13 protein-coding genes and 3 pseudogenes are annotated in these 16,047 nt (G+C 58.9%); 5 read left to right on the top strand and 11 right to left on the bottom strand.

The features are described from left to right. Position 1: 1 nt before the first annotated feature. On the top strand, positions 2-1,612 hold the full coding sequence (locus ACP7EE_RS22270) for an ABC transporter ATP-binding protein (RefSeq protein ID WP_426236790.1): 1,611 nt from the start codon (positions 2-4) through the stop codon (positions 1,610-1,612). Between the two features lie 19 nt (positions 1,613-1,631). Beyond that, on the top strand, positions 1,632-2,426 hold the full coding sequence (fabI, locus tag ACP7EE_RS22275; RefSeq protein ID WP_150802880.1) for an enoyl-ACP reductase FabI: 795 nt from the start codon (positions 1,632-1,634) through the stop codon (positions 2,424-2,426). 622 nt (positions 2,427-3,048) lie between these two features. On the opposite strand, the gene ACP7EE_RS22280 is transcribed toward fabI, so the two are convergent. From ACP7EE_RS22280 to ACP7EE_RS22295, 4 genes are all read right to left on the bottom strand, one after another. After that, positions 3,049-4,014, bottom strand: a complete 966-nt coding sequence (locus ACP7EE_RS22280; RefSeq protein WP_420649417.1) for a sensor domain-containing diguanylate cyclase — start codon at positions 4,012-4,014, stop codon at positions 3,049-3,051. 63 nt (positions 4,015-4,077) lie between these two features. Beyond that, positions 4,078-4,656, bottom strand: a complete 579-nt coding sequence (locus ACP7EE_RS22285) for a hypothetical protein (RefSeq protein ID WP_426236793.1) — start codon at positions 4,654-4,656, stop codon at positions 4,078-4,080. A 1-nt stretch (position 4,657) separates the two neighbouring features. Next, positions 4,658-6,820, bottom strand: a complete 2,163-nt coding sequence (locus ACP7EE_RS22290; RefSeq protein ID WP_426236795.1) for a molybdopterin cofactor-binding domain-containing protein — start codon at positions 6,818-6,820, stop codon at positions 4,658-4,660. 11 nt (positions 6,821-6,831) lie between these two features. Beyond that, positions 6,832-7,287 carry a (2Fe-2S)-binding protein gene (locus tag ACP7EE_RS22295; protein WP_426236797.1) on the bottom strand — a complete coding sequence of 152 codons (456 nt, stop codon included), beginning with the start codon at positions 7,285-7,287 and terminating at the stop codon, positions 6,832-6,834. A 210-nt stretch (positions 7,288-7,497) separates the two neighbouring features. Between ACP7EE_RS22295 and ACP7EE_RS22300 the strand changes: the two genes are divergently transcribed. Then, the gene (locus ACP7EE_RS22300; RefSeq protein ID WP_426236799.1) at positions 7,498-8,328 is read left to right on the top strand and encodes an alpha/beta fold hydrolase; all 831 of its coding nucleotides are present in this window, start codon (positions 7,498-7,500) and stop codon (positions 8,326-8,328) included. A 36-nt stretch (positions 8,329-8,364) separates the two neighbouring features. Here ACP7EE_RS22300 and ACP7EE_RS22305 read toward each other — a convergent pair whose 3' ends face one another. Then, on the bottom strand, positions 8,365-8,757 hold the full coding sequence (locus ACP7EE_RS22305) for a GFA family protein (RefSeq protein ID WP_426236801.1): 393 nt from the start codon (positions 8,755-8,757) through the stop codon (positions 8,365-8,367). A gap of 208 nt (positions 8,758-8,965) precedes the next feature. Here ACP7EE_RS22305 and ACP7EE_RS22310 point away from each other — a divergent pair, with 208 nt between their 5' ends. After that, a complete protein-coding gene (locus ACP7EE_RS22310; protein ID WP_426236803.1) occupies positions 8,966-9,469 on the top strand; it encodes a VOC family protein in 504 nt (167 codons plus the stop codon). Positions 9,470-9,521: 52 nt separating this feature from the next. Continuing rightward, a pseudogene (locus ACP7EE_RS22315) lies at positions 9,522-9,653 on the top strand (AraC family transcriptional regulator); the annotation flags it as partial. A 42-nt stretch (positions 9,654-9,695) separates the two neighbouring features. On the opposite strand, the pseudogene ACP7EE_RS22320 reads toward ACP7EE_RS22315, so the two are convergent. The 6 genes and pseudogenes from ACP7EE_RS22320 to ACP7EE_RS22345 all read right to left on the bottom strand — a co-directional run. Beyond that, positions 9,696-9,860 (bottom strand): annotated as a pseudogene (locus ACP7EE_RS22320) (DUF6124 family protein); the annotation flags it as partial. Between the two features lie 96 nt (positions 9,861-9,956). After that, on the bottom strand, positions 9,957-11,948 hold the full coding sequence (locus ACP7EE_RS22325; RefSeq protein ID WP_426236848.1) for a vWA domain-containing protein: 1,992 nt from the start codon (positions 11,946-11,948) through the stop codon (positions 9,957-9,959). Then, on the bottom strand, positions 11,948-12,814 hold the full coding sequence (locus ACP7EE_RS22330) for a hypothetical protein (RefSeq protein ID WP_426236804.1): 867 nt from the start codon (positions 12,812-12,814) through the stop codon (positions 11,948-11,950). The genes ACP7EE_RS22325 and ACP7EE_RS22330 overlap by 1 nt, the downstream gene beginning before the upstream one ends. A gap of 210 nt (positions 12,815-13,024) precedes the next feature. Next, positions 13,025-13,189 (bottom strand): annotated as a pseudogene (locus tag ACP7EE_RS22335) (DUF6124 family protein); the annotation flags it as partial. 69 nt (positions 13,190-13,258) lie between these two features. Continuing rightward, positions 13,259-15,439, bottom strand: coding sequence for a YncE family protein (locus ACP7EE_RS22340; protein WP_426236806.1), 2,181 nt, complete (start codon positions 15,437-15,439; stop codon positions 13,259-13,261). A gap of 193 nt (positions 15,440-15,632) precedes the next feature. Continuing rightward, positions 15,633-16,004 (bottom strand): DUF6124 family protein, encoded by a 372-nt coding sequence (locus ACP7EE_RS22345; protein WP_426204440.1) that lies wholly within the window; start codon positions 16,002-16,004, stop codon positions 15,633-15,635. Positions 16,005-16,047: the final 43 nt, after the last annotated feature.

A 16,047-nucleotide genomic window follows, 5' to 3' on the forward strand; every position in this document is an offset into this window, starting at 1 on the left:
AATGAATCAGGACAATCTGATCGAAGTGCGCGACCTCGCCGTCGAATTCGTGGTTGGCGAGCGCGTGCAACGGGTGGTCGAAGGCGTGAGTTTCGACATCAAGCGCGGCGAAACCCTGGCCCTGGTTGGCGAAAGCGGCTCGGGCAAATCGGTCACCGCGCACTCGATCCTGCGGCTGCTGCCCTACCCGCTCGCCCGGCATCCGTCCGGCACCATCGAGTACGCAGGGCAAAATCTGCTGGGGCTGAAAGAGAAAACCATCCGCCACATTCGTGGCAACCGGATCGCGATGATCTTTCAGGAGCCTATGACCTCGCTCAACCCGCTGCACTCGATCGAGAAGCAGATCAACGAGGTGCTGGGCATCCATAAAGGTCTGACCGGCAAAATCGCAACCAGGCGCACGCTGGAACTGCTGGAGATGGTCGGCATCCCCGAACCGCACAGGCGCCTCAAGGCCTTGCCGCACGAATTGTCCGGCGGTCAGCGTCAGCGGGTGATGATCGCCATGGCCCTGGCCAACGAGCCGGAGCTGTTGATCGCCGACGAGCCGACCACCGCGCTGGACGTGACCGTTCAGCTGAAAATCCTCGATTTGCTCAAGGAACTTCAGGCTCGATTAGGCATGTCGCTGCTGTTGATCAGCCACGATTTGAACCTGGTGCGAAGAATTGCGCATCGCGTATGTGTCATGCAGCGCGGTTGCATCGTCGAACAGGCATCGTGCGCAGAGCTGTTCGGTTCACCGCAGCATCCGTACACTCGGGAATTGCTCGGCGCGGAGCCTAGCGGAGGCCCGGCGACCAATGAAATCGGGCCAGCGCTGCTTGAGGTCGAGGATCTGAAAGTCTGGTTCCCGATCAAGAAAGGCCTGCTCAAACGTACGGTCGATCACGTCAAAGCAGTGGATGGCATCAATTTCACCCTGCCCCAAGGTCAGACTTTGGGGATTGTCGGGGAAAGCGGTTCCGGTAAATCCACGCTCGGTCTGGCGATTTTGCGTTTGATTGGCAGCAAAGGTGGCATCCGTTTTGAGGGCAAGCAGCTAGACTGCCTGACGCAGAACGAGATTCGACCGCTGCGGCGCGAGATGCAGGTGGTGTTTCAGGACCCGTTTGGCAGCCTGAGCCCGCGCATGTGCGTCAGCGATATCGTTGGCGAAGGCCTGCGGATCCACAAGATCGGCACAGCGGTAGAACAGGAAGCAGCGATTATCGCGGCTTTGAAGGAGGTAGGTCTGGATCCGGAAACCCGGCACCGCTACCCCCACGAATTTTCCGGTGGGCAACGGCAGCGAATCGCCATTGCTCGAGCCTTGGTGCTCAAACCGGCGCTGATCCTGCTGGACGAGCCGACTTCGGCGCTCGACCGGACGGTGCAGCGGCAAGTGGTCGAGCTATTGCGCTCACTGCAAGCCAAGTACAACCTGACGTATTTGTTCATCAGCCATGATCTGGCTGTCGTCAAAGCGCTGAGCCACCAGTTGATGGTGGTCAAGCATGGCCAAGTGGTCGAACAGGGAGACGCGCAAAGTATCTTTGCCGCCCCCCAACATCCGTATACACAGCAGTTGCTGGAAGCCGCTTTTCTGGCACCAGCCACTGCGCAATAACCTGAAAGAGGAGCAACACATGGGTTTTCTCGCCGGTAAGCGCGTACTGATCGTCGGTGTCGCCAGCAAGCTGTCCATCGCATCCGGCATCGCTGCCGCCATGCATCGCGAGGGCGCTGAGCTTGCCTTCACTTATCAGAACGACAAGCTGAAAGGTCGTGTTGAAGAATTCGCCCAAGGCTGGGGCTCGAGCCCTGAGCTGTGCTTCCCGTGCGACGTGGCCAGCGATGAAGAAATCGCCAAGGTCTTCGAAGCACTGAGCAAGAAGTGGGACGGCCTGGACTGCATCGTGCACTCCGTCGGCTTCGCCCCGGGCGACCAACTGGACGGCGACTTCACCGAAGCCACCACCCGTGAAGGTTTCCGCATCGCGCACGACATCAGCGCCTACAGCTTCGTGGCCCTGGCCAAAGCCGGCCGCGAAATGATGAAAGGCCGCAACGGCAGCCTGCTGACCCTGTCGTACCTGGGCGCCGAGCGCACCATGCCGAACTACAACGTAATGGGCATGGCCAAGGCTTCGCTGGAAGCTGGCGTACGTTACCTGGCCGGCTCCCTGGGCCCGGACGGCACCCGCGTCAACTGCGTATCGGCTGGCCCGATTCGTACTCTGGCAGCTTCGGGCATCAAGAACTTCCGCAAAATGCTGGCCGCCAACGAAGCGCAAACCCCGCTGCGTCGCAACGTCACCATCGACGAAGTCGGCAACGCCGGCGCCTTCCTGTGCTCCGACCTTGCGTCGGGCATCAGCGGTGAAATCATGTACGTCGACGGCGGCTTCAACACCACCGCCATGGGCAACCTCGAAGAGTGATCTTCGGTTAGCCAATAAAAAACCCGCCTGAATTCAGGCGGGTTTTTTTATGCAATTAAAATCAAAAGATCGCAGCCTCCGGCAGCTCCAGAGGATGTGTGCAACCGGGAAAGATTGGTTGGCTGATGGGCCGCCATCGCTGGCAAGCCAGCTCCCACAGGGTTGATATCCACCCGAGAACCGCACTTCGCTTCTCACCACTCAACAGGATGAGCGTTAGCTCGGCTGCGGCTTTAGATCTCAGGCGCCCGTCGGCAGGCTGAGTGGAGGGATTGATCCGGGGGTGGGAGCGCAGCGACGTTTGGCGAAGCCAAACACATCGAGAGGAGGTGCAGCGCAGCAAACCGGAGGCGATGCGCCCGGATCGATCCCGCAGCGAAGGAACCCGAGCCACAGCGAGGGCCGAACGTCAGGGATACAGCGTTTTGGTTACTTTTGGGCGTTTGCAAAAGTGACCCGCCGTCAGGGCGGAACCCCAAGAAGCCATCACCGCAGCAATGGATATGTACTCAGCCAGAAAAAACCATCGCCCGCACTGAAGCTATCGCTGGCAAGCCAGCTCCCACAGGTGTTGAGTACATCCGCAATAGCACCCGCGCCTGAAAGATAGCCATCGCCAAGACTAACTACGCTTGACCGCCTGCTTGTGCAAATACATCGCCCCATCCGCATCCGCCAGCAATTTATCCACGCTCTCATGCCTGTGCGCGTCGTATTCAATCTGCCCGACACTGAAACGAATCGCATACCCGCGATGCAACGTAGCATTGCGCTCTTCCAGAATTTCCTTAAGCCGCGTCATGACCAGATTGGTCTCGATATGGCTGGACCCAGTCAGCAACGCCACAAACTCATCCCCGCCCAAACGCCCCACCACATCGCTCTCACGAAAGGCGATCCGCAAAACATCGGCAAAAGTCTTCAGCGCACTGTCACCCTCGGCATGCCCGTAGAGGTCGTTGATCTGCTTGAAGTCATTCAGGTCAAAAAACAGCAGCGTCGCCGGCCGATTGAGGCGCACACAAGCATCCAGCGCATGCTGGGCCAATTGCATAAAGCCCCGGCGATTGGACAGCAACGTCAGCTCGTCCATGCTCGCCATCTGCACCGCGACCAACTCCTGCTCGGCCATCCCGGCCAAATCGTGCAGCAACGCGCGTTCTTCGTCGTCGAGTTCGCGCGGTTTGGTATCGATCAGGCACAACGTGCCCATTTTGTTGCCGTGCGGCACCGTCAGCGGATAGCCGGCATAGAACCGAATATTCGGCGCGCCGGTCACCAGAGGGTTGTCGTGGAATCGCTCGTCCTCGGTCGCATCCGGTACCAGAAGCAATTCATCCTGAAGAATCGCGTGGCCGCAGAACGACACATCACGCGAGGTTTCAGTGGCGTCCAGCCCGACGCAGGACTTGAACCACTGCCGATCCTTGTCCACCAGCGTGACCAGCGCAATTGGCACATTGAACAGGCGCTTGGCCAAGCGCGTGAGCCGGTCAAAACGTTCTTCCGGGGCGGAATCCAGCAGTTTCAAATCATGCAGCACTTGAATTCGCGCAGCTTCATTCGCGGGTTTGCCTGGTACCAGCATCACACACTCCATTTGCGTCAATGCATATAAGCGTAGCCCGAAATCGATCCAGGCTGACACCCCTCAGCCGCCGAGCACCGGACAAGGCCCGCCGGCATCGGCCCAGAGCTTGAATTGATTGACAAAGATGTCGTGCGGCACTGGCACCGGCGCGCGCCCTGCCCCGGGATTCCAGCCCCAGAGCACCAGTTTGTCTTCACTGACATGTTTGAGCAGCGCGGCGAAGTCGCGGTCGCCGTTGCTCGCACGATCCTTGATCATCGCGCACAAGCGATCTGGCGGCAGGCCGATCCAGGCCATTTTATGTGCGGCCGGCGGCAGGCTCCAGTGTGGCGCCCCCGGTGGCGTGTGCGCGCCATAACTGGCGGGCGGGTTGTTCTCGGCGTGACAGGTGGCGCACGGAAGACCGGCGGCGCCCTTGCCGTCCATGCCGCGCACCACGTTCATGGCGTGAGGCACGCCGGCATCGAATTGCAGCGGCGCATCGCCGGGGATGTGGCAGTTCTGGCAACGCGGGCTCTGGAAGACTTTCTGCACGGTGTCGAACGCTTTCAAGGCTTGCTGATCGTCAGCAAACAGATCCGAGGCGTACCCGCCCAGTCCGAGCAAAACCACCGCGCCCAACAGCAAATGACGTTTCATCTCACACCCCCGCCAGTTGCAGCGGCAATTCGCGCAGACGCTGGCCGGTCAGGGCAAACACTGCGTTGGCCACCGCTGGCGCCGTCGGCGGCACACCCGCCTCGCCGATACCGCCGGGCTTGTCGCTGCTGGGCACGATATGCACCTCGACCACTGGCATTTCATTGAGGCGCAGCACTTGGTAGTCGTGATAGTTGGATTGCTCAACCATGCCGTTTTTCAGGCTCAGCTTGCTGTGCAGCGCCATGCCCAGCCCGAAGGTGATGCACGACTCCATTTGCGCCGCGATGCTCTGCGGGTTGACCGCAATCCCGCAATCCACGGCACACACCACCCGGTGCACACGAATTTTCAGATTGTCTTGAGAGACTTCGGCGACCTGTGCCACGTAGCTACCGAACGACTCATGCACCGCCACACCAAGCGCGTGCCCGTCAGGCAGCGGCGCTTTCCAGTTGGCCTTCTCCACCGCCAGATTCAACACCCCAAGATGCCGCGCATGATCCTTGAGCAAGGTGCGCCGATACTCGACCGGATCCTTACCCGCCGCCGTGGCCATTTCATCGATCAGCGATTCCATGACAAACCCGGTGTGGCTGTGGCCCACCGAACGCAGCCACAACACGTCGATCCCGGTTTTCGGTGAATGCAGATCAACCTGATGATGGGCCAGATCCTTGACGTACGGACTGTCGGAAACGCCCTCGACCGAAGTCTGGTCAACGCCGTTCTTGACCATGGTGTGTTCCATGAACGTGCCGGACATGATCGATTGCCCGACCAGCACATGCTGCCACGCCGACGGGAAGCCATCCGCGCCAAGGCCGATCTTCGCCTGATGCAGGAACATCGAACGGTAATAACCGCCCCGGATATCGTCTTCACGCGACCACACGGTTTTCACCGGCAGACCTGCAGCTTTCGCCACTTGCACCGCTTCGGCGACGAAGTCCGAGGTCGGATTGGCCCGACGCCCAAAACCGCCGCCGAGGAACTCGGTGTGGATTTCCACCTGCTCCGGTTTGAGCCCGGTGATCTTGCCGGCGACCATTTGATCCAACGTCTGAAACTGCGTGCCGGTCCAGATTTCGCACTTTTCGGCGCTGATCTTCACCGTGCAATTCAGTGGCTCCATCGGCGCATGGGCCAGATAAGGCACGCTGTACTCGACGTCTATTTTCTTCGCAGCTTTGGCGAAATTGCCTTTGGCATCCCCGGCCTGCGCCGCCGAACTGCCGGGTGTCGCCGCCAGTTTGCGGAAGCTGTCGAGCATTTTTTCACTGCTCAGATCCGCGTGCGGCCCCATATCCCAATCGACTTTCAGCGCATCGCGTCCGAGCTTCGCCGCCCAATAGTGATCGGCAATCACCGCCACCCCGCTCGGCACTTGCAGCACTTTGTGTACGCCGGGAATCGTCAGCGCGGCGGCGCCATCAAACGACTTCACCGTGGCGCCAAACACCGGCGCGCGGGCGACCATCGCCGTCATCAGCCCCTCAAACTGCACGTCCATGCCGAACTTGGCGCGGCCGGTGATTTTCTCTGGCGTATCCAGCCGTTTGGTCGGTTTGCCGATGATCTTCCAGTCCTTGGCTTGCTTGAAGGTGATCGACTTCGGGTCCGGCACCGGCAACTGCCCGGCGGCGTCCGCCAGTTCACCGTAGGTCGCGCGTTTATCGCCGGCGATCACCACGCCGGACTCGGTGCGAATCGTCGAGGGTGCCACTTCAAAACGCTTGGCCGCCGCTTCCACCAACATTTGCCGCGCCGTGGCGCCAGCCAGTCGGTAGCGATCGAACTCCATCCAGGTCGAGGTCGAGCCGCCGGTGATCTGCATTCCGCCAAACCCCGGCATGCCGTAGTCAGCGGCCGAGGCCGGCGAGTGCTCGACACGGATTTTCGACCAGTCGGCGTCGAGTTCTTCGGCGATCAACATGGTCAGACCGGTCCAGATGCCCTGGCCCATTTCCGAGTGGCCGAGCAACACGGTCACGCTGTTATCCGCGGCGATGCGCAAGAAAGCATTCGGCGCAAACGCCTTGCCCTCATTCTCGGCGGCCATGGCAAACCGGTTGCCGCCGGGCACCGTAAACGCGATCACCAGACCGCTGCCCAACAGCGCACTGCCCTTGAGAAACCCTCTGCGGGATACAGGACTGTTCATCGCAGATCCCCCTAACCGAGTTCGGCTGCGCGTTTGACCGCCGCGCGGATTCTTGGGTAAGTGCCGCAGCGGCAGATATTGCCGGAGAGCGCCTGATCGATATCGCTGTCGGTGGGTTGGGGGATTTTCGCCAGCAGCGCGGCGGCGGACATGATCTGCCCGGACTGGCAGTAGCCGCACTGCACCACGTCGAGTTCGGCCCAGGCCTGCTGCACCGGATGCGAACCATCGGTCGACAGGCCTTCGATGGTCAGGATCTTCTGGCCGTGGGCGACGGCGGTCGCCGGCGTGATACACGAGCGCAACGGCGCGCCATCGACATGCACGGTGCAGGCGCCGCACTGGGCCATGCCGCAACCGAATTTGGTGCCAGTCAGGTGCGCGACATCGCGCAGAACCCAGAGCAGCGGCATGTCCGCGGGGACATCGAGCTCCTGATCCTTGCCATTGATGTTCAGGGTCAGCATCGGGGATTTCCTCAGACTCACGGTGTTCTGAAGGGCGTCGCTGCGGCTGTGGTAGGCCTGCGCGCGCCTCGGCTTATCCCTTTCAGCTAAGCGCAATTTGCGCTGCTGGCCAGGCGCCGCGACCACCGGTCATGCCGCGCCGTGCGCCTGCCGGATTTACTCCTACAGTTGATACCGGCTGTTCACCCACACTTTCCTGGAGTCGCGAACATGGGATTTGTCACAACCAACGATGGCGTCGAGATCTTCTACAAGGACTGGGGGCCGAAAGACGCGCCAGTGATTCACTTCCATCATGGCTGGCCGCTCAGCTCTGACGACTGGGATGCGCAGATGCTGTTTTTTCTCGCGCAGGGCTTTCGCGTGATCGCCCATGATCGACGCGGGCACGGGCGTTCGAGTCAAGTCTGGGACGGCCACGACATGGATCACTACGCCGATGACGCTGCTGCGATGGTCAGCCACCTCGGTGTGCAAAAAGCTGTGCATGTCGGCCACTCCACCGGCGGTGGCGAAGTGGTGCATTACATTGCGCGTCACGGCGAAGACAAAGTGTTGAAAGCGGCGATCATCAGCGCCGTGCCGCCGTTGATGGTCAAGACCGAAAGCAATCCCGGTGGCCTGCCCAAATTGGTGTTCGATGACTTGCAGGGGCAACTGGCGGCGAATCGTGCGCAGTTTTATCGTGACGTTCCCGGCGGGCCGTTCTATGGCTACAACCGGCCGGGCGCCACCCCGTCAGAAGGGAACATTGCGAACTGGTGGCGTCAGGGCATGATGGGGGGCGCCAAGGCGCACTACGACGGGATCGTCGCGTTCTCGCAGACCGACTTCACCGAAGACCTGAAACGCATCACGATCCCGGTGCTGGTGATGCATGGGGACGATGACCAGATTGTGCCGTACGAAAATTCGGCGCTGTTGTCAGCGGAGTTACTGCAAAACGGCACGCTGAAGATCTACAAAGGCTTCCCTCACGGCATGCCGACTACCGAGGCGGCAACGATCAACGCTGATCTGCTGGCGTTTATCAAAGGTTGAGAAAAACGGGAGCCGGCAGGCCAGCCTGCTGACTCCCTATTCTTCCTGCCGCCCGCCCCTATCGCGATCACGCTCGAAGCGTCTGGCGAGCGCAAACGCCGGCAACCACGCTTCGCGTCGCAACGTCCACAGTTCATAGCTCGGTTGCAATTGATCCGGCGCATCCAGCGCGCCAAGACTCACTTCCACTTCATCGCCGCTACGGCCGAACACCGACGACCCACAGCGCGGACAGAAAAACCGTCCGGCGTAGTCCCGCGTTTCGCCGGTAATCACCACCGCCGCCTCGGGGAAAATCGCCGAGGCATGAAACAACGCGCCCGTGTGCTTGCGGCAATCGAGGCAATGGCAAAGTCCGACCCGATAGGGACGCCCTGAAGCCTCGATTCGTACATCGCCGCACAGGCAACCGCCAGTGAATCGATCCATGCGCCACCTCCGTTAAATGGTCATCCCCGATACCTGCAGCCTGGGGTTTAACAAGATCCGTGTATACACCAACAAAAACAAGCCGCACGACGCGCTCCGCACTGGGCCTTGCGGGATTCACCGACTTGTCGATCTACGGCAGCGCCAGCCGACTACAGACTGACTACGCTGTTAATCCTGCGTGTCTAACCTGCCGAGGATGACTGCCATGCAACGCTTCCAAAAACTCACGCCGTGCCTGTGGTTTGACGATCAGGCGGAAGCGGCAGCGAAGTTCTACTGCTCGATCTTCGACCACTCGAAAATCACCGCCCTGACTCATTACAGCAAGGTCGGCCAGGAATTCCACGGCCGCCCGGAAGGCTCGGTGATGACCGTCAGTTTCGAACTCGATGGCCATGGGTTTACCGGCCTCAATGGTGGTCCGGTGTTCAAGTTCAACGAAGCGGTGTCGTTTCAGGTCAACTGCGACAACCAGGAAGAAGTCGACCACTTCTGGGGCAACCTGTCGGCCGGCGGACCGGTCGAGGCGCAGCAATGCGGCTGGCTCAAGGACAAGTTCGGCGTGTCGTGGCAGATCGTACCGGTGGCGTTCATGCACATGATGACCGACGCCGACACGGCAAAATCCCAGCGAGCGATGCAGGCCATGTTGCAGATGAAAAAAATCGACATCGCCGAACTCGAACGGGCGTTTGCCGGGCACAGCTAATACATTCGGACCCTGGTCTGTCGGGAACAAAAACAATGAAACACACCGCAGCGAGCGCGCTGCTGATTTCATCCGCGAGCACTGCACCGAGTTACTCAGTTTCGAGGACATTTGCGCGGCGGCGCATTTTCAGCGGGCGTTCAAACAGCATTTGGCGACTACGCCGGGCCAGTATCGCGGCTGAAAACAAAAACGGCCCGTGAAGGGCCGTTTCAGTTGCACAGGCTTACAGGCTCTCGTCAGCCTTCAACTCCAGATTATCCAGCACCCGATTCACCGCCAGTTCCCCCAGCATGATCAACTGCGCAATCCCCAACAGCACATGCCGCTGCGACGCATCGAGCATTCCGGCGAAGTCGTTGGCCATGACTTTGGCCGAGGTCAGGGTTTCGGTAAATAAATGCGTCCCCTTTTCTGCACGTGATGGGCCAGTGCGCCTTCACCCCGACGCACCAACAGGTTTTTGATATCGAGCATCGGCGTCTCGTTAAGGCATCATTTCCAGAGGCACCGGGTACACGTTGTCCCGGGCGTCGCTGTCCTTGGCTAAAGCCACCCAACGATCGACGTCAGCGTTGTAACGCTGGTAGTGGCGCAATTTGGTGTTGAGCGTGCGGATGAATTTTTCCTGCGCCAGACCGTCCCAGCTCTTCCAGGTTTCTTCGTCCAGGTTCAGCACTTCGCTCTGGTATGGCAGGTCTTCGAGGTACTCGCCGAGCACACCCATGTCTGCCAGCTTGGCGTTGCCGTTCTGCTTGAGCTGATTGGGGTCGGCGCCCATGGTCGCGGCGACCGAGCGCAAACGGTCGAACATTTCCGTTGGCGAAATCAGGCCTTCGTTGGCGGCGTCGAGGATCTGCTTCATCACATCACTCAAGTCGCTGAGCTGGGATTTGGTCAGCAGTACGCGGACATCGGTCGTTGGAATGTTCTGTTTGATCAGATCGCGGTCGGTGATCCAAGCCTTGAACACTGGCGGGGCTTTGCTGTTGGTTTTCTCGCCCAGATACGCCAGTTGCATGGCGTGGCCGATCAGGGCCGCGTCCTCGAGCATCTTCTTCTCGGCCGGGTCCTGTTTGGCGTTCGCCGCGCTGCCGATGGCGTCTTCGCCCATGTAGGCGGCTTTCACCTGCGAGGTAATGGCCGTGGCCAGAGTATCCACCTTGCGCCCGAACTCCTGAATGTCGCCGGCGTTTACCGGGTAGTACAGCGATGTGTTGGTGCCAGGGTAGGTCGACAGATTCTGGTACTGCGCCTCGGCTTTGGCGTGATCCTTGATGCCGGCCGGGGTCTTCAGGTGCAGGGTGTAAATCGCCACGCCCGGGTTGGCGGCTTCGAGCCGAACCTGCGCTGCGCTCAAACCGGTTTTCGACAGTTTGTCGTCGCCTTCGATGGCGCCAGCGTCGGTGATCAGTACCACGTAGCGTGCGCCGAACTGGCTCCAGTCGACCTTGTCGATGCTGTGCATGACGCCTGCATAGGCGTCTTCGTCGAAGCTGCTGCTGGACACCTTGGCTTGCTTGAGGTCGGCGACCTTGGCGAGGAAATCGGAGCTGTCCTTCACCTGGTTCGGGTCGGCGTACATTTTGGTGGTGTATTCCAGGCCCGGCACCGCTTGGGTGCTGGAGCGGAATGCCACCAGGCCAAACTTGACCTGCTTGCCGAGGTTCTGCGATTCGATCTGCTGATAGACCTTGCGGATCGCTTCTCGGGTGCGGTCGATGTACGGGTCCATCGAAATCGTCGAGTCGATGACAAACACCACAGCCGCACTGAACTCCTTCAGTTGGCTGGCGGTTTTGTCGTCCGCATTCTTGCCTCCGGCCGCGCCGCTTGCCGCGCCACCTTTGGCATCTTTGTCATCGGGCTTGCTGACCGACGCGACGTTAAGCAGGCGCGTGCGAAAGCCTGCTTCGGTCATGACTTCTTCACCGCTGAGGACCGGTAGCAGGTAAAACTGCTTTTGCAGGTCGACGAAGTATTCAGGCTCCTCGGCCAGGACGCCTGGCGCTTGCTTGCCTTTCTTCAACGTGGCGCGCAACGGGGCAACCTTGCTCACCGGGTCCGGCGCATCGAGGATGCCTTCTACTGTCGCCCGTTCCTTGAAGAACAGCAGTCGGTCGCGGTTGGCCGGGTTGGTGAAGGCCAGCGTCAGCTGCATTTTCCAGTCGGTGGTGCAGCTTGCCGGCAACCAGCCGATGGTTTTGCCATAGCTGTCGGGCCCGACTTTCAGCCATTCGGCGTTGCTTGCCTGAGCGCGTTCATACACATAGAAACGGCTGAATACAGGCTGTTCATCGCCGGCCGCGCCGCCCGCTGTCGGGCTGATCTTGCAGCCCGGGGTGGTCAGCACACGCTGGAACAAGGTTTTTTTACCGGCCTGGATCAGCGGCTTGTCGTCCGCCTGGGACAGTGGGCTGATGCACAGCGCCAACAGTGCGGCGCTACTCAGCAGGAAACGATTCACAGAGGAGCGCATCACTTCTGCAACTCCTCAAAACGCTGTTTGGCTTCGGCGTTATTTGGATCCTGGGTCAGGATCGTCTCGTACCAGTAGGCGGCGGTGGCATTGTCCGCCGTCGGGAAACACTCGCTGGCCTTCAGGTATTTGGGGTCGTACTCGCGGGCATAGGCATTGGCGATCAACGCATCACCGGCCTGGGCGCGGTTGGCGTACAAGCGTTGGGCGACACCGCAGTGCTTGCCGGCCTTGGCCTGATTGATGATCTCCAACAATTTGGCGCTGTCCGGCGCCGCCTTGATGCAGGTCTGGACGAATGCCTCCCCATTGCACTTGAGCGTGATCGTGTCGTACGCCCTGCCATAGGGATAGGTGAAGCACACTTGTGCACTAACGATTCCTGGCCCGACGCCGTCCTTGATCTCGTCAGGCAGCGTCATACCAAGTTCGGAATGACCTACGATATCCGGTCGGACGTCTTTCAAACCCGGCCTGATCATGTTGAAAAGCGCTTCCAGCATCGGTGTGGAAGAACCGACGTTCTGGCTGTTGCGAATAATGTCGTAGTACAGCTCGTTGACTCGGGCGTGGTTTAGTCGACCCACAGGAATACGCATTTCAATAGGGGCGTTCGGGTTGCCGACAGGCTTGCTGTCCAGAGGTGCCGACTCACCCTTGAGCATCAGCACGATGGTATCGGTCGGATCAACCGTGCCTGCCCGTGGCGGATCGATTCGAACTCTTGCGCCCAGACCGTCGGGCACCAGATTGTAAATGGCAAGCGGGACACCGATGTGCGCACCGATAACTGGAATAGTGGCGCCCTGCACGCTAGGAGGTGCCAGCACCAGTATGGTGTTTTGCGGTGAGGTAGGCGTATTCATGTCGATGCTCCAGCGAGGTGGGGACGAAAGGAGTTATCAAACACCGCGATTTCGGGACGGGCCTCATCACACCGCGAAAAGAGCAATTCGTCACCTGTCAGATCTGACAGGTGAGCGTGGTTTTACGACCAGCGGTCATGAATCGAATGCGCGTGCCTTTCCCGCAGAAACAAAAAACGGCCCGTGAAGGGCCGTTTCAGTTGCAGAGGCTTACAGGCTCTCGTCAGCCTTCAACTCCAGATTATCCAGCCCCCGATTCACCGCCAGTTCCCCCAGCGTGATCAGTTGCGCAATCCCCAACAGCACATGCCGCTGCGACGCATCGAGCATTCCGGCGAAGTCGTTGGCCATGACTTTGGCCGAGGTCAGGGTTTCGGTAAATAAATGCGTCCCCTTTTCTGCCCTTTTCAAAGTAAGTGCCCCCGTTTTTCCAGGGTTTCAGGCTCACGGCGACAATGCAATGACTTTCACCGTACTGTTTTCAATGCAAGTAACAAAGCCGCGAGTATCATCCCTGGTAGTCACAATCTTGATAGGTCGCGGCTCAACCGCAGTCGTGTCAGTGACCTCTCCCATTTCAATATCGATAGTGGTGACACTCCCCGTTGTATGGCCAACGCAATACAGGTGAGTGCCTGCGTGGTTCAAACCGATACTGTGTATTGGTGGCGTCACTCGTATAGTTTTGATCGGCGTCCATGTATACGCATTAAATTGCAAGACCATGCCTTGAGTGTTACTGGATCCACCGACAAAGATGCTATTTCCGTCTACACTTTCCGCGACGTCATAGGCCAAGAAACCTACGGGAATTGTCTTGGTAACAGCCAAATTCGGTATATCAATTTCTGAAACAGAGCTAGGCACAGTAAGTCCGGCATTGACAACGTAAATCCGAGTCCCGTCTCGCGATCGGGCAATTCCCCGGGGATAGATACCGACAGATATGGTTTTTACGACGACCTGTTTGTTCAGGTCAAGCACTGCGACCGTATGGCCATTCCAAGTAGAGACAAACGCTTGGTCTCCCTTCTCACTAAGCACTATTCCTATTGGTGTCCCTGTCACAGTAATTCTGCCGATCGTCAACAACGTCTCCGCATTCACAACCAAAACCGCGTTGTTACTCGCACAGACATAGATTTGTGTGCCATCAGGACTGAATGCGAGATCGTGGCTCCCTTGCTCTGCCAGTGTTTTGTTCAATCGCACCGTTGCGGTTGCAACGTCGATCAAATACAGGGAAAAACTGCACTGTACACATACCGTGGTGCCATCTGGACTCATCTTGATCCCATAAGGAGCATCGCTCAGGCGAATCAACCCAACCGGTGTCTGCGCCACAATGGTCAACACGGCATTCGCAGTCGCCCCCTCGCTGACAGCCTCAATAGAAAATGTTCCCACCCCGCTACCCGCCGTCACTCCAGCCAACACGACCTTCCCATTCGCATCCGTCGTAAAAATGCCTACATTTGAACCGCCTGGAAACGTCGATCCCTGCGGTAAAGTCACGGTGACGATTTTCCCCGCAGTCGGTTTTCCCGCTTCCGTGACAACCAGTTCAATACCCGTCACTTGCGCGCCGGCAGTTGCGGAGTAAGGAGCATTGAGAAACGCCACCACGACATCAACTTCCACTGTCAACAGACGCACATTGGAATAAGTGTTGGTGGGGTGGTACCGCGACTTGGCATACAAACGCCGCGGGCCCACCGGTACGGTGATCGTACACAGCCAATCCCCGGCCGGACTGACGGTTTCGATGCCTTTGGACACCGCGCTCGGACCACTTCCATCATAAATCTCCACTTGCTGGAGTTGATGCGCCTTGCCTTTGAGGGTAAGTGTCGTGCTGGGCGTGGTGGCGTTCGGAGGCACTTCGTTGTTGTTCTGGTCCAACACGTTGGTCAGCGTGGGAACAATGAGCTGTTGGTTGGCGGTCACAGTGATAGAAGTCGTCGCCGACAGACCAGTGTTAGCCAATTGATCATGCGCGATCCCGAAAACGTTGTGGGTGCCGTCGCCGATCTGCACGAGGTCCGCAGCCGTGAGGGCGTAAGTAAACTGGGTGGCCGGATGAACGAAGGGTATATCTCTACTCCAAGTCCCCACGGTCAGCCTCACCTTGTCATATTCGCGTCCGTAGGTACGGGTGAACGAGAACGTCGACGTCTGTCCCGGGCCGACGCTGAGTGGATGGCTGACGCTGACCTTCGGCGCGGGGGAATTGAACAGGACATTCAGTATCGGCGTGGATTTTTCGGTATTTCCACTGACTCGAGTCACCTCGTACCACAGCTTATTAAGCCCATCCATCAACAATCCCCACGGTGCCTCCAGTTCAATGCGCTCGTTCTCCTCGCCCTTTTTTATGACCTTGACCACCGACGTCGAATTGCCGTTGACCCAAAGCCTCACGGAGTCACCTGCTGCCATTGGAGCGGACAGCAGCCCGACCGGATCGATCACCATGTACAGGTCGGTCAACAGCGAATAAATGCTAAGGGGTATACCGAGATCATAGAGTCCCAGCGGCAGCACGTTCGTTTGCGCTCCGGGAATGGCCATGGGATACAGCACGAGCAGGGCAGTTGCCTGCGCCGAGTTGGCGTAAATGTTCATATCGCTCTCCTGGCATGCGGTGAGGAGCTGTCTTCAGGTCAAACCTCATGACACAGCGAAAGGGGACAATTGTCACCTGTCAGATCTGACAGGTAAGCGTGGTTTTACGACCACCGGTCATGAATCGAATGCGCGTGCCTTTTCCCGCAGAAACAAAAAACGGCCCGTGAAGGGCCGTTTCAATTGCACAGGCTTACAGGCTCTCGTCAGCCTTCAACTCCAGATTATCCAGCACTCGATTCACCGCCAGTTCCCCGAGCATGATCAGTTGCGCAATCCCCAACAGCACATGCCGCTGCGACGCGTCGAGCATTCCGGCGAAGTCGTTGGCCATGACTTTGGCCGAGGTCAGGGTTTCGCAGGCGTTGGCCAGCAATTCTTCGCTGTCGATGCCGGGGGCGATTTTGTAGATGGTGTTGGGCTTGAGCGCGGGTTTGCGCGGCAGGAACGGGTTGAGGTAATGGTCGAGGGCGCGTTCGGCGGCTTCGTGGAATTTCTTCGAATCGAGGGATTCGTAGGGTGTGGTTGTGTCGGTTTCGGGTGGGTTTGGTGTTGGTTTGATCATGGTGAAGCTCCTTGATTGATGGAGCTGCAACCGTTCGCGGTCA

It is taken from the genome of Pseudomonas sp. TWP3-2 (assembly GCF_049897765.1).
Classification (GTDB): domain Bacteria; phylum Pseudomonadota; class Gammaproteobacteria; order Pseudomonadales; family Pseudomonadaceae; genus Aquipseudomonas.

Excerpts from the sequence above, each read along its gene's own strand:
- ACP7EE_RS22270 (WP_426236790.1), top strand. The coding sequence starts at position 2 with ATGAATCAGGACAATCTGATCGAAGTGCGCGACCTCGCCGTCGAATTC.
- fabI (WP_150802880.1), top strand. The coding sequence starts at position 1,632 with ATGGGTTTTCTCGCCGGTAAGCGCGTACTGATCGTCGGTGTCGCCAGC.
- ACP7EE_RS22280 (WP_420649417.1), bottom strand. The coding sequence starts at position 4,014 with ATGCTGGTACCAGGCAAACCCGCGAATGAAGCTGCGCGAATTCAAGTG.
- ACP7EE_RS22285 (WP_426236793.1), bottom strand. The coding sequence starts at position 4,656 with ATGAAACGTCATTTGCTGTTGGGCGCGGTGGTTTTGCTCGGACTGGGC.
- ACP7EE_RS22290 (WP_426236795.1), bottom strand. The coding sequence starts at position 6,820 with ATGAACAGTCCTGTATCCCGCAGAGGGTTTCTCAAGGGCAGTGCGCTG.
- ACP7EE_RS22295 (WP_426236797.1), bottom strand. The coding sequence starts at position 7,287 with ATGCTGACCCTGAACATCAATGGCAAGGATCAGGAGCTCGATGTCCCC.
- ACP7EE_RS22300 (WP_426236799.1), top strand. The coding sequence starts at position 7,498 with ATGGGATTTGTCACAACCAACGATGGCGTCGAGATCTTCTACAAGGAC.
- ACP7EE_RS22305 (WP_426236801.1), bottom strand. The coding sequence starts at position 8,757 with ATGGATCGATTCACTGGCGGTTGCCTGTGCGGCGATGTACGAATCGAG.
- ACP7EE_RS22310 (WP_426236803.1), top strand. The coding sequence starts at position 8,966 with ATGCAACGCTTCCAAAAACTCACGCCGTGCCTGTGGTTTGACGATCAG.
- ACP7EE_RS22325 (WP_426236848.1), bottom strand. The coding sequence starts at position 11,948 with ATGCGCTCCTCTGTGAATCGTTTCCTGCTGAGTAGCGCCGCACTGTTG.
- ACP7EE_RS22330 (WP_426236804.1), bottom strand. The coding sequence starts at position 12,814 with ATGAATACGCCTACCTCACCGCAAAACACCATACTGGTGCTGGCACCT.
- ACP7EE_RS22340 (WP_426236806.1), bottom strand. The coding sequence starts at position 15,439 with ATGAACATTTACGCCAACTCGGCGCAGGCAACTGCCCTGCTCGTGCTG.
- ACP7EE_RS22345 (WP_426204440.1), bottom strand. The coding sequence starts at position 16,004 with ATGATCAAACCAACACCAAACCCACCCGAAACCGACACAACCACACCC.